Source organism: Methanolobus halotolerans (assembly GCF_004745425.1).
Classification (GTDB): domain Archaea; phylum Halobacteriota; class Methanosarcinia; order Methanosarcinales; family Methanosarcinaceae; genus Methanolobus; species Methanolobus halotolerans.
Genome location: NZ_PGGK01000006.1, coordinates 76,885 through 98,744, shown reverse-complemented (window position 1 = coordinate 98,744; position 21,860 = coordinate 76,885). Strand labels below are relative to the sequence as shown.

Below are 21,860 nucleotides of genomic sequence, written 5' to 3'. Positions count from 1 at the left end.
TTATATTTTGCAATGGGGCATCTCGTTTTTTAAGCATTGTTTGATGACAATAGTCTCTATGTATTTTGTTCTATTGGTATTCATCGTAGACCCCTTCTCCGATAGCCATGCTTCAATCTGCTGCAATCCATCCATCCTGTGAACGTTTATCTGGACTCTTATTGTATCCTTGTATGTGTTGAATCTCCAGCCACCGACCCACCATTTGTTTGTGCCCGTGACTTCAACATGAATATGGACACTTGTCTGGTTCGTTGTGTTGTATTATGCAAATATCTGGCTTTCATAGTCATAGTATTCAGCTCAATGTAGTCAGAAGCTGGAACCACATGAGATGATTGTTACTTTAATCTGTAAGAACCTTTTATTGAATAGAAGAATATGATAAAAAATGGATGGCTTTGTAGTTGGATCAATACTGATTAGATATATTTTTGTAGCATATATAATTAATATATTATTAAAGCAGCAACTTAAAACTATTAATGCTGTTCTTTGTATGGATGTGATATCATAGCAGAAACTAATTTCTACAGTAACATTACAGTCCTTGATAGTATTGATAAAGAAAACTTCAAGGCAGAGATACTTCAGTATGATTCTCTGACCGGAAGTGAAGATACGGGGCTTGCAAAGAACCTTTATTATGTTCAGAAATCGGGTATGTCACTCAAACAGATAAAGATAACACTGAATGATGGTGGGGTCATAGTCGAGCCCGGTGCTCTTCAATTTCACAAAGGGAATATCGTATGTGATGCTAACCTTGGTGGTGTGGGTGGTATTGCAAAAAAGATGATCAAGAAAAAGCTTACAAATGAGGCAGCTTTTAACCCCCTTTACAGGGGTGTGGGGGAAGTATTCCTGGAGCCAAGTTTCAGTCACTTTCTCATAGTCACTCTCAAGAATGGCTCTATTATTGTGGATAAGGGTCTGTTCTACTGTGCCGAATCAAGTCTGGTGGTTGGTGTGGCAAGCCAGAAGAACATAAGTTCAGGATTGTTCGGCGGTGAGGGCTGGTTCCAGACAAAAATCAGTGGCACAGGTATATGTATACTGGAGAGTCCTGTTCCAATGTCCGAGATACTGAAATATGAACTTAAAGATGAAAGGCTCCAGGTAGACGGAAACTTTGCGCTTTTAAGATCAGATTCTGTAAATTTCAGGATCGAGAGTTCAGGTAAGGGGATTGCAGGTAAACTAACTTCCGGTGAAGGTATGTTACAGACATTTGAAGGGTCAGGGGCTGTGTGGCTTGCACCAACACAACCGATTTACAAATCAATTTCTGCAAGTAATATTCAGTCTCTGGCTGCTGCGACATATAACAGAGACAATTCCACATAAGAAATTTTAGAAATTTAAGATGCTTCTTATTTTTGATAAGTTAGTGTCATTATGGAAGAGTTCAGAACCAAGGTGGATGTAAAGACAATAATCTGACTTCAGGAGAAAATATGGGGATCATTAGTATCATCGCAGACAAAGTTCTTGATATACTGGATGCTGTGGTAGACGAAAAAAGTGCACGTATGTCTAAAATAAATGGCAGAGGACTTGAAGTCAGAGGAATATGGGGAACTAAAGAACTATTCATCTACGGTTCCCCTGTTACCCCTGAAATACTGGACGAGCATAATATTTCCCGAACTATGAACGAATTTCACTGGGGTGATGATTCGGAAGGTTCGGAAATGGCAGCATTTGCAATCCTTCTATGGTTCCTGGAAAAGGATGAGGCACTGGTCAGAAAGGATATTTTCTTCCGGGATTTCGTTATGAGATTTCCGAAGGAGGATTTTGAAATTCTATACAATTTTGTAGGATGGAATAACAGGATTACTCCGGGAAAATACCGTAAATTGGTTTCTACAATAGATCAAGCACCAGGAAATGATGATGACTGAAAATTCCGGCTTTAATTTCCCTTTTTCTGCTTCTATAACTATTCAGCCTGTTAATCTTCTAATTATGATAAATGTGGAACAGGAATTGCAACGCATTTTAAGAATCTCTAAGCATCTTATCTGAACAGGTTGCTCAGTAATTCCAGGTAGATCATTAATATTTAAGTTTTCAGGAGAAAAAAGCAAAGTTTCTATGCTGTTTGGTTCAAATATTTAAAAACGATACTGTTGAACCTATCATATTGTTCAATTGAACATACATGTCCGCAATTTTCAATTATTTCAATCTGAGAGTTGGGCATTTTCTTACTGTATTTCAGAGTGTTTTTTAGAAAAAGATAGTCCTGTTTTCCTGAAACATAGAGGATCTTGATTTCATCATTTATGCCATCTAACCAAGTTAAACTTTTTTCTGTTTGCGGGATTATGTCAACCCATTTACAAAATTCAGCATAACCCAGCTTTTTTGCTTCCTTTATAAATATACTCCGCGATCTTGCATGATTCTTTTTAGGAAGTATGATATAGGCGAAAAATCTGTAGAGAATCATGTAATTAACCCATCTTTTTGAAACAACTGCTAGGGAAAGTAGAAATCTCGTTTTGAAATTGAACTTGATAATTCCCCCACTCATAATCAATGAATTTACTCTCTCCGGGTAAAGCACAGCAAGCCGTAAGCATATTAGAGAACTAAACGAAGAGCTCAGAAAATGAGCCTTCTCGATATTGTGTTGGTTCAATGTATTATTTATGAACCCACATACTTTATCAAGGTTCAGATTCTCATTATTTTTTTCTTTGTGCATCTCCAGTACAAGAAGGTTATAGTGCTTTGCAAAGAACTCGATCTGCTTCTTCCAGGTCCTTGCACTACCTCCGAAACCATGAACAAATACAATCCAATCAGCAATTTCACTTTTATAGTAAGATTCCGCACTAAACTTTTTTTCTTCTCCCATCGGTTATTCCTTTCTTAAAAACAGAGTACTTTAAAAACAGTGGAAAATTTTTCCTGTTATGCTCCGGCATTTTCTTAAACAGATCATCAGATAACTTTTCCCATTCTTTAGCCCTATCATAACTTTTTCTGGCAAGGTCTTCGGCAGATTCGGGGTTTGCCAGGTGGGTTGATTTTGCTCCCCCTGCCTTAACAACATCAATTATTGACTGTGGATTATCTATTAATGGACAGGGTCTTAATGGATTTTGTGAAAATGGCTGAGCATTTCTAAAGGCAGTAAAGAATTCAGATCTGAGAGCTTCGGCGAGCGATACTTCGTATATGTTTGAATCGGAATAGTGACAGAATGCACAGGGTTCAACGTCACCCTTTGCATTGATATGTGCAAAGCCAACTCCTGCGCCGATGCAACCAAAGGACAAATGTCCATTATTCCAGAAATCTATGATTACATAGTCGTGCTTTATGCAGTAATCCCTGACCTTTTCCTGCACGTAAGCTCTTTGCTCGGCAGTACACACAAGCGAAGTATCGGCATTGTTTCCCACGGGAATGTACTGGAACAACCATCCGAACCATGCACCTTTTTTACGCATATGATCAAGAAATTCGTCGCTGGCTATAGTTTCATAGTTTTTTGAATGATAGCAGGCCGAAAAAGCAAATCCGATATCCCTGGATCTCAGAATATCCATAGCTTCGATCGCTTTATCATAAACTCCTGATCCTCTTCTGAAATCTGTTTCCTCTTTTGTTCCTTCAATACTGATGAAAACATTCAGGTTTCCTAGTTTTGCCATTTCATCGGCAAATCCTTCATCTATCAAAGTAGCATTTGTAAATGCTCCAAATGTCATACGATTGTGTTTTTTGCATAATTTCAGGATATCATCTTTTCTCAGTAAAGGTTCACCGCCAGTCATTAAGCAATCCATGATCCCTAACTTTTCAGCCTGGTTAAGTATATCATCAAATTTTTCATAGGAAATATTATAGCCGCTTTCATAATCTTGAGACCAGCAACCTTTACATCTTAAATTACAATCACTCGTAGGGTCTACCAGCAATACCCTTGGAATAGAACATTTATTTTTGTATCCTTTATATAATTCTTTCAAAGTAAGGAAATTACCCATAGTTAAATGAGTGACTATTCCTCTGGCTGAAAAGAACTGCTTAGATCTGTAGATGTAAGCTTTATGATGCGGGAACGCGGGTATTTTTTCTTTGTTCCCGTTGATTATTAGATATTTCAAATGTAAACCTCAAATCTACTTTTCAGTCACAGACACTTTTTGAGGAACAACTCCATCAAAAACAAACTCACCATTGGAGTTGGATGTCAGGCTTGTTATTTCAAGTCCCGGGATGACTGTATAGATTCGTGGGAAATATTCTTCCATTGTATTCACGCTTTCTTCTTCCATATATTTATCTGAAAGTGGTATTGCTCCAAGATAAAATGTTTTCGGGTCTCCGCTTAACTGATTATTAGTAACGCTGATCTGTCCTTTGCTATATATATTCAAACTGTCAGGTAGCGGGATCGGGACATCACCTGCAATATCTGAATACAGATCGGTCTTAAGTCTCTTTATGTCAGCTGTACTTGATCCTTCCATAGTTCCATCAGGTGAGACTTTTACCTGCAAATTATCAAACCACCAGAATCCGGGTGCGATTTCATTAAGTAGAGCTGTTGACTCTGCTGCCGTGAGAGTAAATTCTTTACGTTCATATTCAGAGAACTCAAAATTATAATCATGAATGGATTTCTTTTCTGCATTTTTCTTGTATTCTTCCAGTTGTTCGCCGGTCATACCTTCATATTCGATTTGGATGCCGGTTTTCTCCAAAGCACTCAGATAGTCTTCATGTGTATACTCGACTCCCAGATCTTTAGGTCCGAATAACGAAAAACTTGCATATACCCAAAAAACACCGCCTAAAACCAATAAAAGAACCGCCAACAATATAAATTTAGAATTTACTTTTTTCTCACTCATTGTATCACCAATTAACTACCCTGGTCCTGCCACATGATTTCCTGCTTCATTCCATTCGACATCTGCCGTAAACAAATACGAACAGAATGAAGAATATTTGATGTTACTCTCACAAGAATATATCTTTTTCTATTGTTTCAGAATGGTTATTTATTCTGGATTTCTGTTTTTAATTCTATCACTTTTATTTGGAAACTTCTGTTCGATGTATTTGTTTCTTTGAAAAAATATCTTCGTAAAAAAAGAAAAAAGAAAAACTGAAAGATTCACTCTTTCTTTACTTTTGCCTCATCCATTTTCCTCTTGATATCCTCCTGTGCTTTTTTCAATTTGGGCTTTGCTTTTTCATAGCCTTCTTTTGTCTGTTTAGAGGCATATGCCGCACTTTTTGAAGTGTACTTTGCAGCTTTCTTACTTGCTTCTTTTATAAATGGAAGTCCTTTCTCGTTTAACTCCTGTGTACCCATTTTAAGCATATCCTGTGCCTTGTCCCTGTTCTCTGACTTGCGCATTAAGACACCAGCACCTATTATAGGGATAAGGAGTAGCCATAGTAAGGGCAAACCTTTCCGATCATCAGTTACAGAGTCAGTATTCGATATCTTTACATCCACGTCCTGTCCTCTGTCACCTTCATAAGCATACACCGGCTCAGTATCCTTGTAGACCACATACTCCAGGTCCCCGGTTACACCGGTGCTCTTCAACGAGAACTCATGCTTATCAAAATACTCATCCGGATCTTCCAGTTTGCTTATTAGCTCATCGTTGCTTATAGAATAGACATTCTCTGCAGTGTACTCAACAGAATAGGGCTCTATGCTTATTTCTGCCACAACATGTCCCGGAAGAGGCTGCACGTACAGCAGGCTATCCCTCAGGTCGACCACGTACTCATAATCCTCACCGTAACCGGATTCCAGGTAATCCACTTTGACAAGATACTGTTTTACTTCATCTTCCTTTACCTTCAGGTAAGCACCATCAAGCCGCACTGCAGAACTTCTGTTGGCCCTTTCATAGTTAGCAGCCTTTCCGATGACCATACCTTTCCTGTATTCTATCTCCTTGGTAGTGTTTAGACACCCCAGATCGAAGAAGAACTCTCCGGTATCATGTCTTCTGTTGTTGTTGGCATCCCTGAAACCTTCAAAATCATCTCTTTCCCCGTTGCCTTCAGTAGTATCAGCAAAGAATCCGTGTTCGATGAACAAAGCATCTATCTCTGCCGCCTTGCTGGGATTTGCTTCCTTGAAGGCCACATAATAGTCATAGAAGTCATTTCTCTGGACCTTTAGCACAGACCAGATATTGGAAAGGGACATGCTTAAAGAATCACCTTTTTCATTGTCCTTATCATACATATCCCAGAGAAGAGAAGCCACTGCGAGTTCCTCAGCATAACCTTTACTGTCCCATGGACGATAATTGTTCTCAAGACTTCCAAAAGATGCATAGATGTCTGATTTGGTCTTTCCGTCAGCCGGATTGCTGTCCCCGTACTTATCAGATATCACAAGGGCCATGAATTCTGCAAAACCCTCTTCATAGGAGTCACCTGTATTCGGGTTAAGAAAGCCGTCATGGTTTTTGGTACCTGCCACCATGCTGCCGCTGGTCCAGTCACCATATGTTGCATACATCAGGTGATGTGCAAACTCATGATACTCACGGTTTTTAGGCCGGTTGGAATTCGAGTATCCTGCATCATTACTTGAAATGAGGATCCTGGACTGACCGGGTGAATAAAGGGTCTGACGATCGTTATTACCCACAAGCACCTCTACAGGTAGCTTGTGGTCAATATCCGCATCAAGCTCTACAAGGCAGAAATCCACAGCTTCCGCAGTATGGGCATAGATCACACTCAGACTTTTCATATCTGCAATGTTACCTGTACTGCTTCCTTTTTTAGGATCAGGTGATCCGTCAAGCCTGATAGGTGCTTCCACATTCTTCTGGTCGATGATGGCTAACTCCTGGGAGTAATAGACCACATTATAGGTGTTTCCGTCAAGATCATATACTGCGAAATAATTCTTATCATCTCTTTCGTAGGAAAAAATAACCCAGAGATCGAGCATTACATCATTCTCTTTCTCATCCAGTTCTATTGAGAGCGGGATCTGGAAATTTCCGTCGGCATCTGCCCTTCCTTTAAACATCTGCCCTTTTACCCTGGCATGTATCTCCACGTACGACAGGGGATTTCCATCCGCGTCAGATACGTATCCTGTGACATAAAGGGTCTTTGGACCGGAGACCGGAAGTTTTGTCTCAAGCACAGAAGGATATGTAGCACTACCCGCTTCTATGGGTATGTACTTCTGGCTGATAACTATTTTGTGAAACTCCTCTTCGGCTTCCCTGACAGCATCCTCTATTTCAGACTCTCTCACTGTCACCTGTTTTATGATATTGCCGTGGTAGAGGAGGAAATCATTTATTAGCACCGCATAATTGTAATTTATGCTTATATCATATTCATCGTAAGGTTCGTTAGTATCAGGTTCATAGCGTGTAACCTTTTTCATTGGATACCAGCTTACTGTGTAATAGCCTGTTGATGAGCCGTACTGTTCGAAAGAACCATAGTTGTAACTGGATACTTTCGTATTTTCTGGAGGGTTTGTCAGATATTCTTTTCTGATATATCTGCCTACAAGATAATTATCTGGTGTCTGATAACTGGTTTCCCTGTTAAAGCTGCCCCGGTACATTTTGGCGGTCGCATCATTACTATTGTCAACATACCTGAATACAGGAGTGGAAGTGACCTTGTCCCAGTAATCTGTTTCAAACCTGCTTGTTTCAGTATTCGGAAGATCAGGAGTCTCAACTGAGAAGCTTACCGGGGATGCATATACTGTCTTAGAAATTGTGACCAGGTCCCTGGAGTAAGTACTCCATTCCGGATACTTATTTCGCATTTCCTCCACATCACCCATGAAACGGAAGCTAAGGGTCGATTCCACATCACCTTTGCGAAAGCCGGAGGACATTACAGCATCAAACACTATCTCTTCTTCACCGGCATATTCAATTGTAGAAGGAGTGGAAAGAGTGGAAGGATCATGCATACCTCCTGACCTCTTTAGCTGGAGTGTACCTCCTTTTCTTGTAATGTCTATCGTGTTGGTAAGTTCCCTTACCAAGGAATCCTCTATTATTAGTTTTACCTTGAACATTTCACCTGATGCCACATTATCAGGCATCTCTATCCTGACACCGTCGGCTGCATAAGCTGAAGGACATATCAGAAATAGTAGCATAATAGCAATAATATATGTTTTCAATATACCACCTTTGCAAGAACTGTTTTTCTATATATATAATTAAAATAGTTTCATATTTAAAACTGCGTCAAATCCTGCACAACGAGAATGAATTGGATATAAAAATACTGATAACCTGTAATTGTATTAGTAAACAAGGAAACTTAATAAATAAAAGCATATAATTGCATATAAACTTTTTTATACTATTCTTGTATTAGTCAAGAACCTGCCAAGTCATAATTTCTTCATCTTCAAAGAGTTGGATACCTCACATCATAATACCAGTCAGAACTCAATATCCCTTTGTATCTTTTCAAGGGCAGCAATCCTTTTTTCCGTGGATGGATGTGTCGACGTAAGATTCATTAAGGAATCTGACACTGCAGGTATGATAAAAAAGGCATTCATTCCTTCCATTTTGCGCATATCTTCAGTAGGTATCTTTGCCATTGTGCCGCTGATCTTCCTAAGAGCTGATATCATGTTTGAAGGCTCGCCGGTTATAATTGCAGCTCCCCTGTCCGCTGCAAATTCCCTGTATCTTGACAGAGCACGTATAAGGACAAAACTGATTATCCATACTATGATCGATATAATCCATACTATGATCAAAGCCCCGTTTGAGTTTCTTCGGTTACTTCCGAAACTTCCAATGTAGAAACTGTATCTTACAACATAGAGTGCCAGGGTTGAAATGAAACTGGATATTGTCAGTATTGCCATGTCCCTGTTCTTTACATGGCTCAGCTCGTGTGCAAGCACAGCTTCCAGTTCTCCCTGATCAAGCATGTCAAGCAATCCGGTTGTAACGGCAATAACAGCACTCTTATACCCTCTTCCGGTTGCAAAAGCATTGGGCATCGAGGTATCCACAATGGCAATAGTGGGTTTTGGTAAATCGGAAATGATGCATAGTCTGGTTATGGTCTCATGGAGTCCTGGAGCCTCAGTCTCTGAGATAACTTTTGCGTTTGTGGTCCATAGAACCAGTCTGTCCGAGTAATAGTATTGTGCTCCCATGAACAGTGCAATGAACCATAACATGAATTCTACGGAAGCGTGCATGACTGAGGAGAGAAACGCCAGAAAAAAAATATAAACGGCAGCCAAAAGGAACATGGTCAGTATCATTCTTGCCTCAAGTCCCAGATCATTCTTCCATTCTACCATACCAGTAACCTCTTGAAGTTATTTTTCAGCATATCATTCTAACTCTGGAATTCTATAGTTCATCTGCCAAAAGCAGTCCCTTTCACATTAAGGTTATTTTAAAGCAATCATTGGATTATCTTGATAAGTCAGTTGGACGCAGTAATTGTAACTTTGCAGTGAGACTTCACAAAAGATGCTACGTGATCATACTTGTTCTGCGTGCAAAAGATGATGCTTTTTTCTCCATATCTGCCCTTCAGCACAATAGTATTATATTTTGGATAGAACAGGGCCTTTTTAACATTCTTCCATTTGAGACTCTGATCCTGCCTGCCAGCCGCCATCATACCGATACCTGTGGCAGAAGGGCTGCGACTCAGCAGACCCATGAAAATAAGGAGAATGTTAGCTATGCGGTTTCTGGACTTCTGCGCCATTCGAGTCAATGTCCAGACACCTTTTTCGTCCACAATATAGGATAGCATGTAACTGTTACCATAATAGACTAAAATGAAGACTGCTGTGAACAGGAACAATAGGCTAATCATGATAAAGAAATATCCGAGCCCTGAATTATTTGCATCAGTAATAAGAAGGGATCCATCTATTAATGAAGGAAACATGATCAGGGATATGATCAAAACAGTAAACAAAAAAGCGTAAGTTAAGACCCTTCCAACCTCCCGCATAATGAATCGGTTTGTTAGAATACTGACATCTATATCCCATTTAATAGCATTCTCCATATAGGATACATGTAAAGAAAATATTAAATTGTTTCCTGCCAAATGCTAATCATTAAACATGTTAGAAACTCATGTTTACCTGCAGTTAATATAAGAGTTGAAGGCTGGGAAGGTTAAGAAGTTAATGTTACCCATTACATATTAAAAAAGAGGTATGGGTAAATACAAATATTCATAGTTTCCTGTAATTATATTCCCCTTTTCTTTTCTCGATCACATCGCCTACTTTCCATTCAGGACCAAGTTCTAGTTTTTTGATCTTATTGTTGTCCTGCTTTATATAAGCATAAGTTTTATACATTTCATGAGTTGTAGCGTTGTCATTTTCATCATATTCTTTTTGCAGATATTTTTCTTCTTTTAGTTCTGTGATAGTGCCTTTCCAGCTTTCGTTCAACTTTTTATAATACAATACAATCCCAATGGATATTGCAAGTGCTGCTCCCAAAGCGGCCAGTGGTTCACCTGTAAGCAGATATATTGCTCCAATGAAAACTAATGCAAATATGAGTGCAATTTTGGGCATAAAAACACCTGTTTCATTATAGACAAATAAACAAATTTGCAATCTGTCTTATTAAATATAGTATTTAATTAAATATAATATTTTGGGCTTTAAAGAGATCCTCGATATTCGATGATAATTAAACTCAGGAATATGAAAATATACTATCAGACCTCGTAATCAGGAAAGACGGAAAGCAAAAACGATGATCGCTAATGAAGATGAAGATTTTGGATATATGCTTAATATAGAAAGAAAAGTCTCTTCCGTGATAGCAAAGAAATATATAATAGATAATATAAAATAGATGTAATTCATAGTGTTGTATGATCACAATGAAAACACATTTTTTCAGATACTCTTTTATATTATTACTTCTGTTAGCCTGTGCGAACGCATCATCGGCAGCTGATCTTCTGGTAGGATCGGATCAGAGGTATGCGAATATCAGTTCAGCACTTGCAAATGCAAATAACAATGACGTAATTATCGTAGGCGACGGGTTCTATCAGGAGAATCTGGTGATAGGGAAAGAAGTTAAGATCCTCTCTGAAAACGGCTCATCAAACACTTTCATACAGCCGGCTTTTCCAGACGAGCATATATTTAATATAACAACCAGCAACATCACAATCAGCGGATTCAATATCACAGGTGCGACAAATGCTAAAGCAGTTTACATATTCTCAGCAGCAAATTGCAATATTTCAAACAATGAGATATCCGCAAGTGATAAAGGAATATATACAGAAGATTCGACTGATGGCATTTTAAGAAACAATACGATCCATTCCAATTATATGGGTATTACGCTGTACAATTCTACTGATTTTACCCTGAAAAATAACACAATGACTTCAAACGATTATAATTTCGGTATCATAAGTAGTTTCCCTGAATGTTATGTTCACAATGTTGCCATAAGCAACAGAGTTGATGGCAAAAAAATATATTACCTGACAGATGAAGCCAATTACATAGTGCCTTCCGATGCAGGACAGGTGTATGCTGTGAACTCTTCCGGCATAACTGTGAAAGATATCGCAGTATCCAATTGCCTTGATGGTGTAGCATTTGTAAATACAAGCAATTCTGAAATACGAAATGTCACTGTATCAGACACTGATACCGGTATCTTTTCCCTGAAATCCGATTTCAATCTTATCTACAATGTGACAGCTGGTACAAATTCTATAGGCATTGGCCTTTACCGATCTGGCAATAATATACTGGCCAATAGTACAAGTACAAATAATTCCAGGCACGGTATCGAAGTTTCATTCGAATCGAGCAACAATACCCTGGCCAATAGTACAACAAATAATAACCGGATCGGTATCTATCTTTCAGACGGATCGGAGAATAATACTCTGGCAGACAATACCGTGAATGATAATAAAGGCAATGGGATCAGTAGCCTTGACTGTGATAATAATCTTCTGATCAATAATTCAGTCAGCAATAATTCAATAAGTGGTATGTATATTATTTTCTCGGATAATACTGTTTTGACTAATAACAGTGCCAGTAAGAATAAAAAAGGTATTTTTATCCGATCTTCAAAAAACAATACCATGATTCACAATATCATGACACTTAACGATCTCAATTTCGGAATTGATGTTTTGCCTTATGCTGAATATATGTTGCCTTATGCTGAATATATTCACGATATCAATACCAGCAACAAAGTTGACGGGAAAAGGATCTACTACCTGATCGATGAAGCTGACTACATAGTACCTTCTGATGCAGGACAGATATACGCCATTAATTCCACAAATGTCACCATAAGGGATATTTCAATATCTAATGCCATATCTGGCGTAACACTTGTGGGTACGAACAATTCATATATAGATAATGTTACTATCTCCGACTGTGATGATGGTATTTACTTCCGGGATGCGGACAAATCAAGTATAGGTAACGTTACTATCTCCGACTGTGATGATGGTATTTACTTCCGGGGTGCGGACAAATCAAGTATAGATAACGTTACTATATCAGGAGGTTATTCTGGTATTTACTTCCGGGATGCGGACAAATCAAGTATAGATAACGTTACTATCTCCGACTGTGATGATGGTATTTGCTTCTGGGAATCTGAAAACAATAGCATGACCAACAGCTCATTATATGAAAACAGGTTCTACGGCATTTATGTTGTGGATTCTGACAACAACGAATTTATCGGTAACATTATTAACAATGATAATAGGGATATCAGCTATTATAAGGATATCATCTTCTATAATTCGGATAACAACACAGTGGATAAAATTGCACTTGCTGAAAACCGGCAGCAGATATCATTCACTAGCGATAATAAATCTCTTTCTATGAAGGGTGCTGATTCAAACTCTGTAACTCTTTCCGGAAAAACAAATCTCAATGGGTATGTTAAGATTAATTGCGATAGTAGCAACCTGAATCTTACATATTACTACGATGATTTGGGAATAAGCGCTACAGAAGAGTCCTCGATTATCCTTTACAGACTAAGTGGCAGTGAATGGACTAAAGTTTCGGATACTATACTTGATACTGACACTAATTATGTCCTTGTAAACTTGACAGAGTTTGGGACATTCGGTCTCTTCAGGGACGCTTCCAGCTCACCTGAATCAGTATCAGAATCAGAACATTCAAATTCTGATGACAGTTCACTTGCTGCAAGAACCAGATCACAGGGCACTGTAGCGGATTTGCCGGTGAATAGTAATGGAGAAATACTACGTGACACCATTATAAAATCATCCGATGCGACAACTGCACTTTCAATAAGCAAGGGGACAAAAGCTGTTGATCCGCAGGGAAACCCTGTAAACAAGATTATAGTAACCACACCATCGTCTCTACCTGCAGATACTCCAGCAGAAGTTGTTCAATCCGGTCTTTACTATGATTTCGGACCAGATGGGACCACTTTCAGCCGGGATATCGGGATAAGTATTGAATTTGATCCCGATGATTTCAAAAACAGAATTCCTGTGATCTGCACCTACACATCTGATGATGGCTGGATAGCTCTGGAAACAAGTGCTGATCGGAATAATGGCAGGGCAACTGCAATGATCAGTCACTTTTCGCTCTACGCTCTGTTCGGGGAAGATGCCGGGACAGGATCGCAGACAATACTTGCTGAATCCGCTAAAGAAAATATCAGCTATTTGCATGAGACGGCGGATGAAGAAGCTGTAGAGGATAAAAATGGTTTTGTATATCTTTACTGGATCACCGGTATAGCAATTATCCTGATCGTGGGAATCTTATTGATCAAGAGAAAAAAAAGTGAAGGAGATTTTTAATATCTCTTTCCCTGAATTCTTTGAGCAGGATTTTATTCTTTTACATATGCAAATACTAATTAACTAAGATCAGCATATAAACCTGTTAAAGGAGTGTGATCATATGAAGGAATTCACAATAGAGGAACTTTCAAAGTACGACGGCAAACAGATGGATAAAATCTATGTCGTCCATGATAGAAAAGTATATGATGTAACCGACAGTATCTCATGGGACATGGGGGAACATTATGGTCATGAAGGTGGTCTTGATCTTACAGAACAAATGGGTGAGGCACCACACGAGGATGAGATATTCGAAGGATATGAAGTCGTCGGCACGCTCGTGGATTAAGTTTTGATTATTCTTTTTTTTACCTGAGCTTCATCTCTGAGTTTGTGGCTAATAACTTACTATATGCAACAGTTAGATTCTGTATATGTGCCTATGTGCCTTTATAGAATCTTTGTTTTACTAAATTGACCCGGGTAATCATTATGTATGCTCTTAAGTAAAGGGGATGGATATGCAGAAATGCGTATTAATTGTCTGAAATGGCGGCTCTGTGAAAAATCGGAAGTTGCTGAAAAGTGATGTAAACTTTAAGGGAAGCAAGGTTGAACTTCTTCGCATCCCTGTGACCTTGTGTTGCTAATTCCACAAGATAGGGACTATGCAGGCCGGAAATACTTTTTTGTGATATTCAGATAAATTTACACTTATAAAAAACTGGCAACAATTTCGCTGAACTCGTGTGTATCAAAAGGTTTTGCAATATATCCGTTACATCCTGCAGCCAGGAACCTTTCTTTATCTCCTGCCATCGTATTGGCAGTCAGGGCAATCACTGGGATATCTTTTATCCTTTCCATATTCCTTATCAATCTCAAAAGCTCCAGTCCATCCATTCCGGGTAGCTGGATGTCCAGCAATATCAGACTAAAATCCTTTTTCTTGAGTAATAGCAGAGCCTGTTCGCCATCCATTGCTTTTGAAACATTGTATCCGTCATATTCAAGAAGGCACACTGTAAGTTCCATATTCACCGGACTGTCTTCGACAACTAGTATGTTCTTCATTCAATCTCACTATCCACACTTATTTTCTGATTACATATGCTATCTACAATAGTGAATGTGAAAGTACTTCCCTTACCTTCTTCACTTTCCACCCGGATACTTCCGTTGTGCATTTCAACAAACTGCTTCACAAGCGTGAGTCCCAGGCCAGTACCGCCATATTTTCTTTTGTTTGACGCATCTACCTGTGTGAACGGGTTGAATATATCTTTGAGTCTGTGTTCAGGGATTCCGATTCCAGAGTCAGATACCGAAACAAGTACCTCATTATCGGTCTTATCAGCAACAATTGAGATATTCCCATTGTCTGAAGTAAATTTAATAGCATTGCTGAGAAGATTGTACATGATCTGTTTGAATTTCAGCCTGTCAGCAAATATTTGCCTGGTCTGGATATTGTTATCTATCTTCAGGTCGATATTTTTGCGGCCCATTATCGGTGCAGTTAAAGTCTCTATCTCATCAAACATTTCCGAAAGGGAAAATTCTTCACATTCCAGCTCCATTTTTCCAGCTTCGATCTTTGAGAGATCCAGGATCTCATTTATCAATTCAAGTAGATGCTCACCGCTTTTTAGTATATGGTCGGCAAATCCAAGTTGCTTTTCATTCAAGCCGCCGAATTTTTCAGTGCGCAACATATCTGAAAAACCTATGATGGCTGTAAGGGGGGTGCGTAGTTCATGACTCATGTTTGCAAGAAACTCTGATTTGATGCGACTGTTCTCTTCTGCCATCATCTTGGCCTCGATAAGGGAGTGCTCAGCTTTTTTCTTTTCCGTGATGTCACTTGCGAACATCAGGTACCGGGTCTCTGAAAGTTTAGCAGCATCCCTTCTCAGCCAGCAGACAGTTTCATCCTTACGTATAAACAGTAATTCAACTGAACTAAAACCGTTACTAATAAGTTCCTTCAAACCATTTTCTGCTTTATATACAAATTCCGGAACTACTCTGTCGATAAGATTCGTTCCTAGTAATTCATTTTCCGAATAACCGGTAAGCACACATGCAGTTTCATTAATCTCCACATAGCTTCCTTTCTCATCGAGAATAAAAATACCATGTGGTGCATTCTCAATATAGTTCCTGAACTTCTTTTCACTTTCGCGCAACGCATCTTCTGCTTGTTTGTGAACAGTTATATCGTGATAATTCAATAGGATCCCTTTGATAGAAGGGTTGTGCAGAAGATTGATAGCAGTAAACTCTATCCATTTATATGTGCCGTCTTTGCAAAGATATCTGGATTCGGCAGACACTGTGGCATTTGGCTTATCCTGAAGTGAAGCAAAAATCTCTTGTGTACGGGCCAGGTCATCCGGGTGAATGTTCGCCCAAGTGGAAACACCCACAATTTCCTCTGGTCTCCATCCGAACCATTTCTCGATATTAGGGCTTTTATAGATATTGATGCCACCCTCATCGCTTATAGCAATGACATCGGCAATATTTGCTATCATGGCATTTAGCTTTGTTTCATTTTCACGTAACGCTTCTTCTGCTTTTTTCTGTTTGGATATATCTCTGAATTCTACAACCCTTACCTCTTTTTCCTTGTAGGGGATATTTTTTGCTTCAAGTCTGAGGGGATACTCTGTAAAGTCTTTACGAAGTCCTATAACCTCATAGGCTTCCTCTGAACCAGAGAGTATGTTACTCATAACTATGCCACGGAAATCTTCTGCTATCAGGAGCAAACCATCCATTCCGATGAGTTCTTCAATAGTATGGCCGGATACTTCTGACAATCCCTGATTGCAGTCCAGAATAACTCCCTTATCATGGATTGCAATACCACCAAAGGAAGCGTTGTGTAATGCTTTGAAACGTTCTTCGCTCTCTTTGAGTGCCTTTTCAGCCCTCTTGCGCAGAATGGCCTCTCCAATACCGTCAGCAACTATCCTGAGAAGATTTATATCATCCTCATGCCATTGGCGAGCGTTCTCACAATCGTCAAAACCGATGAAACCCCAGAGTTCCTGTCCGCAGAAAATCGGCAATATAAGGATTGAAAGAATTCCCTGTTCAGACAGGATCGTTCTGTCAGGCTCATCAAGTTCTTCTACGACATGTGCATAGTGCTGCTTTGCTTGCAAAGTAGTAAGCAGAGTAGATGACCCTTCACTGTATGGAAGGTGTTTGAGATCAGGATTATCTATTTCCCGGGAAATGCCGTCTGCTACAACTTCATAAGCCTGTGACATGCAAAGCCCGAGTTTATGATCCTCTTCATTCTGGAATATGTACGACCTGCTATTACCAACCGTACGATGAACTATGTCCAGTATATCTGGTAGTACATCTGCGATATCAGTTGTTTCAAGTAATATTTGCATGCATTCTACTGTTGTCAGCTCGTAGTCAAGCCTGCTTTTAAGTTCTTGCTCAGCATCAAGCAAAGTCTTTTGGGACTTGTTCAGTGCTTCTATACGGGGTTTGAGGTATACTAACAAAAGGGCTCCTGTAAAAACAATAAAAGCCCATCCTTTGTATGTTTGCAGTCGGCTGTATGTGTCTACATCGGAAACGAACTGAGTTAAGATACTGTCGGAGAAAAGGACCCAGACACTGGCCAAAAATACGTATATGAGTATAAACCTCAATACAATTTTAGTACCTCTGTCAAAAACAGAAGTTGCATCCATCGTTTTATCCTCTCCGGTCACCAGTCTTCTAAAAACAATCTTCTATCGTTTTTTAGAATCTATTGTTTACATTCTCTGATGTATCTTATCTTTTATAAGATATCTTATCTAAAGTAGATAATTTTAGATTTACTCATTGTAAAACTGATACTGCTGATACACACAAATAGTATATAAGTAATTATTATATTATTATCAAAGACCGTTTAATGAGGAATGAGTGTGAAAACGATACTGAAGTTAAATCTGTTTGTGCTTGTATCAATTTGCATATTGATAACCACCTCCTTTGCATTGGCAGTGGATTATGAGAATGATAGTTCTTTGACCAATGACAACTTCAGTAATGTTTCACCTGATAATCAGTTCTCTACGGTCCCCATTAACCCTGAATTTATCGAGTATCAGAAAAAGCTTGAAGAAAACAATGAAGAGCAGTTGAATGTCGATGAACAATTCAGTTTCAACACCTTTGAGACAGATGCCAATAACCAGCTCCTGCCTGAAATTTCAAACGATATTCAGGACCTTCAGTCCCCTGAAGGAATAATACATCCAACCGGCCTCATACCATCACCTATAGATCTTTCCTATCTCTCTCCTGTCCACATGGAAGAATTACTGACCAGTGAGGAGTATGGTGATATGCCATCTTCAATGTCAATAAGTACTCTTTCAGAGGAACTCTATCCTTCCCGGTATGATTTGAGGGATGAGGGAACTGTCACAGAAGTAAAGTTTCAGGGAACTGCCGGTAGTTGCTGGGCTCATGCATCACTTGCTTCACTTGAATCATTCCTGCTAAGAAACAATTCAGAGAACTGGGACTTCTCCGAAAACAATCTTAAGAACAAGCTTGTGATTTACGAAATGGATGGCTTTGATCGTCTCTCTCATGATGCATGGGGAGCCAGTCTGCCGACTGTTGCATATCTTGCAAGATGGGATGGTCCTGTTGCAGAGTCTGATGATCCTTATAATGATATATCGCCAGTTTCATCATCCGACCTATTTGTTGCAAAACATGTTCAGGAAGTCTTGATATTGCCGGATTTAAATCACTCTGATGATCTCTTCAGATGGACGATAAGCAACTATGGTGCTATTACAGTAGCCATGCATGAAGATACAGACTTTTTCAACAAAGAGAATAATACATATTATTGCTATGAAGAAGACGTAGAACGAAATCATGCTGTAAGTCTGGTTGGCTGGGATGATGATTTTGACAGGAACAAGTTTACTACTGCTGCACCAGGAGACGGGGCATACATTATCAAAAATTCCTGGAGCGATAACTGGGGTGAAAGTGGATATTTCTATATCTCCTATTATGATTCTATTCTGGGAAATAATGGTGCTCTATACAGCAATGGTCCATACTTAATGAATACTGTTATCACTGCAGAGAATGTCAGCAACTACGACCATATCTATCAGTATGATCCACTTGGATGGTGCCTAAACTACGGCTATGGTCATACTACAGCAACGGGGGCAAATATTTTCACGGCAGGTTCAAACGAAATCCTGGAAGCTGTAAGTTTCTATACAGTTGATTCAAACTCATTTTATAACATCTCAATCTATCTTAATCCTGAAGATGGCCCGATAAATAATTCAGGTCCTGTAACAGTTAAGAACGGAAGTATCCCGATAGCAGGTTATCACACCGTGGACCTTGATACACATGTATCGCTCTCAGCAGGTCAGAATTTCTCGGTGGTCGTCACTTTCACAACACCGGAATATAACTATCCTGCAGCAGTTGAAACAGCCATTCCCGGATATAGCAGTAATGCTAATGCTGAAAGAGGACAAAGTTATCTCAGCTTTGATAGAAGCACATGGACCGATATTTCTGAAAAAGGTATGAATATATGTATTAAAGCCTTTAAAAAAGAGGATAAAGAGCCTGAAGCAGGCTTTGTTGCTGACAAAAGATATGTCCATATAAATGAACCTGTCAGTTTTCATGATACGAGTCTTTTCTCACCGGACACCTGGCAATGGGATTTCGGGGATAACTCCGCATCAACAGTACAAAATCCTTCTCACTCATATACCAGTACGGGATTATACAATGTTTCTCTGAATGTATCAAATGAATTTGGTAACAATACCACAAAAAGAAATTCTTTCATACATGTGCTTAACAGTACTTTAACTGTTAATGAGAGCGGAACTGCTGATTTTACGACTATCAGGGATGCTCTTACTGTAGCTTCAGAAGGAGACACTATAATAGTTGAATCGGGAATATACTCTGAGCAACTAAGGATTGCTAAAGATAATATCACTCTAAGGTCGTCTACAGGCAATCCTGCAGATGTAAGGATCATATCTTCAAATCCTGACTACACTGACAAGCAGAATTATGCAGTATATGTAATGGCGGATAATATCACCTTCCAGGGTGTTACGGTTTCAGGTGCTTATAGAGGTATTTATTTTTATTATTCGAACGAGTGTAATATAGTTGACAGTATTATTTCTGACTGTTATTATGGAATAAGATTATCCAATTCGAATCTGTGCAATATAAGTAACAGCAGTGTCTCTACTTGCTATAATGGAATACGTCTCTCAGACTCTGAAGATTGTGGTATAATCGACTGCATTACAGATAATAACCTTTACACCGGCCTGTACATTGATGATTCATTCAACAACAATATCCTGAATTGTACTATTGAGGACAATACAGGTTATGGTTTGCAGTTGTGGTATTCGGAGAATAACAATTTTGCGAACAATTCAATTTCAGGAAGCATCTATAATTGCCTGCTCTATTCACATTACAATGTTATCGATACCAGCAATACGGTGGAAGGTAAGCCAATTTATTATCTCTCCGGAGTTTCGGATATGGTTATAGATAAGGATTCTAATGCCGGACTGGTCCATCTTAATGATTGCTCGAATATTACGGTAAAAGACATAACAATTCAAAATAATTTTTATGGTATTTATTTTTACAATACTACTAGTAGTACTATCGCAAACTGCACACTTAGTACCAATGCAGATGCCATATATTTTTTTGCTTCACACAATAATACAATATACAACTCTACACTAGCCAATAGTAACTACTACGGAATTTCATTAAGCGAAAGTAATGATAACCTTATTTATAGCAACTATTTGAACAACAGTGATAATTTCAAAATTTCAGGTACTCTGCACAATCAATGGAATATTCCAAAGACACCAGGAACCAATATCATTGGTGGAGATTATATTGGAGGTAATTACTGGGCAAAACCCAACGGAACCGGGTGGAGCCAGATCAATCCTTCTACAGGAGATGGTTTCTGTCAGCCTTATAATTTGAGCACGGATGGCTGTAACATCGACTATCTTCCGTTGACAGCTAATGCTGAATTATCGTCGAGTAATGAAAATACAGGAACAGTAGATATTGATGATGATGGTGTACGTATAAGAAGAAACAACGACAAGCTGCCCGAAAGTAATATTGTTTTGAAAGAATCGGATATGCAGTTTGTCGGCAGGGGCACTGAAGTGAAATATGAGTTCATCGATGTGGACAGTCCTGTCACCAGGATACGTTTTGAAGCAAAAACCACCGAAGGCTATGTGGTGGCTGATGTGTACAGACTCAAAAGTTTCTCTGCAGGTCTCTCCGGAAAGCCCTCAGGTAAGGTGTACCAGAATCTTGAAATTACAGTCGGTGATGAAAAACTTGGATTATCGGATTTCATGGAAGAAGCCATTATAGGATTCAGTGTACCGATAGAATGGATTGAATCGAATGATATTGATGCTGATACAATTCGCCTGGAACACTATTCTGATAACAGATGGGATAAATTACTCACAACTAAGGTCGGGGAAGATATTGACAGAATGCATTTCGAATCAAGGACGACATCTTTCTCACCCTTTGCAATCTGTGCTGATACAACTTCCATATCAGATGAAACATCAACAGGAATATCACTGACTGGAGGTGCCAGTTCGGAGAAGATATCGGATAATGAAGATGAAAATCCCTCCGGTATTCAATCAAAGGATAACTACAGACTGCTTCAATTATTTGTATTCATTCTCCTCGCATTATCGATACTTGTCTATTATCGACATAAGAAATAGTGATTTGTATTTGTTGAAGATTTAGCTGCTATAGTAAGTAACTGCGTATGTGTCTTAATTGAAAATCTATATTGGATAATTAGTTTTATATATTAATTCTGTGTATTTTTATCTAACTTTTTATTTCATTTACTGATGAAGGGATGAGATGGCAAACATACTGGA

General features: G+C 38.9%; 14 protein-coding genes. 5 read left to right on the top strand and 9 right to left on the bottom strand.

Features of this window, described 5'->3' with window-relative positions; translation table 11 throughout:
• Window positions 1–495: 495 nt before the first annotated feature.
• Both CUN85_RS07270 and CUN85_RS07265 read left to right on the top strand, forming a co-directional pair.
• Window positions 496–1,347, top strand: coding sequence for an AIM24 family protein (locus tag CUN85_RS07270; protein WP_167848823.1), 852 nt, complete (start codon window positions 496–498; stop codon window positions 1,345–1,347).
• 110 nt (window positions 1,348–1,457) lie between these two features.
• On the top strand, window positions 1,458–1,907 hold the full coding sequence (locus CUN85_RS07265; RefSeq protein ID WP_135389661.1) for a DUF6166 domain-containing protein: 450 nt from the start codon (window positions 1,458–1,460) through the stop codon (window positions 1,905–1,907).
• Window positions 1,908–2,098: 191 nt separating this feature from the next.
• Here the strand turns inward: CUN85_RS07265 and CUN85_RS07260 are convergent, their stop codons facing one another.
• The 7 genes from CUN85_RS07260 to CUN85_RS07230 form a co-directional block, all read right to left on the bottom strand.
• Window positions 2,099–2,869, bottom strand: coding sequence for an alpha/beta fold hydrolase (locus CUN85_RS07260; protein ID WP_135389660.1), 771 nt, complete (start codon window positions 2,867–2,869; stop codon window positions 2,099–2,101).
• Window positions 2,847–4,127 (bottom strand): radical SAM protein, encoded by a 1,281-nt coding sequence (locus CUN85_RS07255; RefSeq protein WP_235856236.1) that lies wholly within the window; start codon window positions 4,125–4,127, stop codon window positions 2,847–2,849. The genes CUN85_RS07260 and CUN85_RS07255 overlap by 23 nt, the downstream gene beginning before the upstream one ends.
• Window positions 4,128–4,142: 15 nt before the next feature.
• Window positions 4,143–4,877 (bottom strand): hypothetical protein, encoded by a 735-nt coding sequence (locus CUN85_RS07250; protein WP_135389659.1) that lies wholly within the window; start codon window positions 4,875–4,877, stop codon window positions 4,143–4,145.
• Window positions 4,878–5,143: 266 nt separating this feature from the next.
• Entirely contained in the window at window positions 5,144–8,173 is a 3,030-nt protein-coding gene (locus tag CUN85_RS07245) for a carboxypeptidase-like regulatory domain-containing protein (protein WP_135389658.1), read from the bottom strand.
• A 267-nt stretch (window positions 8,174–8,440) separates the two neighbouring features.
• Window positions 8,441–9,325 carry a zinc metalloprotease HtpX gene (htpX, locus tag CUN85_RS07240; protein ID WP_135389657.1) on the bottom strand — a complete coding sequence of 295 codons (885 nt, stop codon included), beginning with the start codon at window positions 9,323–9,325 and terminating at the stop codon, window positions 8,441–8,443.
• A gap of 128 nt (window positions 9,326–9,453) precedes the next feature.
• On the bottom strand, window positions 9,454–9,855 hold the full coding sequence (locus CUN85_RS07235) for a hypothetical protein (protein WP_167848822.1): 402 nt from the start codon (window positions 9,853–9,855) through the stop codon (window positions 9,454–9,456).
• 370 nt (window positions 9,856–10,225) lie between these two features.
• Window positions 10,226–10,579 carry a hypothetical protein gene (locus CUN85_RS07230; protein ID WP_135389655.1) on the bottom strand — a complete coding sequence of 118 codons (354 nt, stop codon included), beginning with the start codon at window positions 10,577–10,579 and terminating at the stop codon, window positions 10,226–10,228.
• A gap of 305 nt (window positions 10,580–10,884) precedes the next feature.
• Here CUN85_RS07230 and CUN85_RS07225 point away from each other — a divergent pair, with 305 nt between their 5' ends.
• Both CUN85_RS07225 and CUN85_RS07220 read left to right on the top strand, forming a co-directional pair.
• Window positions 10,885–13,869: a right-handed parallel beta-helix repeat-containing protein gene (locus CUN85_RS07225; RefSeq protein WP_135389654.1), complete on the top strand. Its 2,985-nt coding sequence runs from the start codon at window positions 10,885–10,887 to the stop codon at window positions 13,867–13,869.
• A gap of 103 nt (window positions 13,870–13,972) precedes the next feature.
• Entirely contained in the window at window positions 13,973–14,203 is a 231-nt protein-coding gene (locus CUN85_RS07220) for a cytochrome b5 domain-containing protein (RefSeq protein WP_135389653.1), read from the top strand.
• 365 nt (window positions 14,204–14,568) lie between these two features.
• On the opposite strand, the gene CUN85_RS07215 is transcribed toward CUN85_RS07220, so the two are convergent.
• Both CUN85_RS07215 and CUN85_RS07210 read right to left on the bottom strand, forming a co-directional pair.
• A complete protein-coding gene (locus tag CUN85_RS07215; protein WP_135389652.1) occupies window positions 14,569–14,928 on the bottom strand; it encodes a response regulator in 360 nt (119 codons plus the stop codon).
• Entirely contained in the window at window positions 14,925–17,576 is a 2,652-nt protein-coding gene (locus CUN85_RS07210) for a PAS domain S-box protein (protein ID WP_135389651.1), read from the bottom strand. Before CUN85_RS07210 ends, CUN85_RS07215 begins: the two co-directional genes overlap by 4 nt.
• 216 nt (window positions 17,577–17,792) lie before the next feature.
• Here CUN85_RS07210 and CUN85_RS07205 point away from each other — a divergent pair, with 216 nt between their 5' ends.
• A complete protein-coding gene (locus tag CUN85_RS07205) occupies window positions 17,793–21,695 on the top strand; it encodes a lectin like domain-containing protein (RefSeq protein WP_135389650.1) in 3,903 nt (1,300 codons plus the stop codon).
• Window positions 21,696–21,860 lie beyond the last annotated feature (165 nt).

Excerpts from the sequence above, each read along its gene's own strand:
- CUN85_RS07265 (WP_135389661.1), top strand. The coding sequence starts at position 1,458 with ATGGGGATCATTAGTATCATCGCAGACAAAGTTCTTGATATACTGGAT.
- CUN85_RS07260 (WP_135389660.1), bottom strand. The coding sequence starts at position 2,869 with ATGGGAGAAGAAAAAAAGTTTAGTGCGGAATCTTACTATAAAAGTGAA.
- CUN85_RS07250 (WP_135389659.1), bottom strand. The coding sequence starts at position 4,877 with ATGAGTGAGAAAAAAGTAAATTCTAAATTTATATTGTTGGCGGTTCTT.
- htpX (WP_135389657.1), bottom strand. The coding sequence starts at position 9,325 with ATGGTAGAATGGAAGAATGATCTGGGACTTGAGGCAAGAATGATACTG.
- CUN85_RS07235 (WP_167848822.1), bottom strand. The coding sequence starts at position 9,855 with ATGATTAGCCTATTGTTCCTGTTCACAGCAGTCTTCATTTTAGTCTAT.
- CUN85_RS07230 (WP_135389655.1), bottom strand. The coding sequence starts at position 10,579 with ATGCCCAAAATTGCACTCATATTTGCATTAGTTTTCATTGGAGCAATA.
- CUN85_RS07225 (WP_135389654.1), top strand. The coding sequence starts at position 10,885 with ATGATCACAATGAAAACACATTTTTTCAGATACTCTTTTATATTATTA.
- CUN85_RS07220 (WP_135389653.1), top strand. The coding sequence starts at position 13,973 with ATGAAGGAATTCACAATAGAGGAACTTTCAAAGTACGACGGCAAACAG.
- CUN85_RS07215 (WP_135389652.1), bottom strand. The coding sequence starts at position 14,928 with ATGAAGAACATACTAGTTGTCGAAGACAGTCCGGTGAATATGGAACTT.
- CUN85_RS07210 (WP_135389651.1), bottom strand. The coding sequence starts at position 17,576 with ATGGATGCAACTTCTGTTTTTGACAGAGGTACTAAAATTGTATTGAGG.
- CUN85_RS07205 (WP_135389650.1), top strand. The coding sequence starts at position 17,793 with ATGAGTGTGAAAACGATACTGAAGTTAAATCTGTTTGTGCTTGTATCA.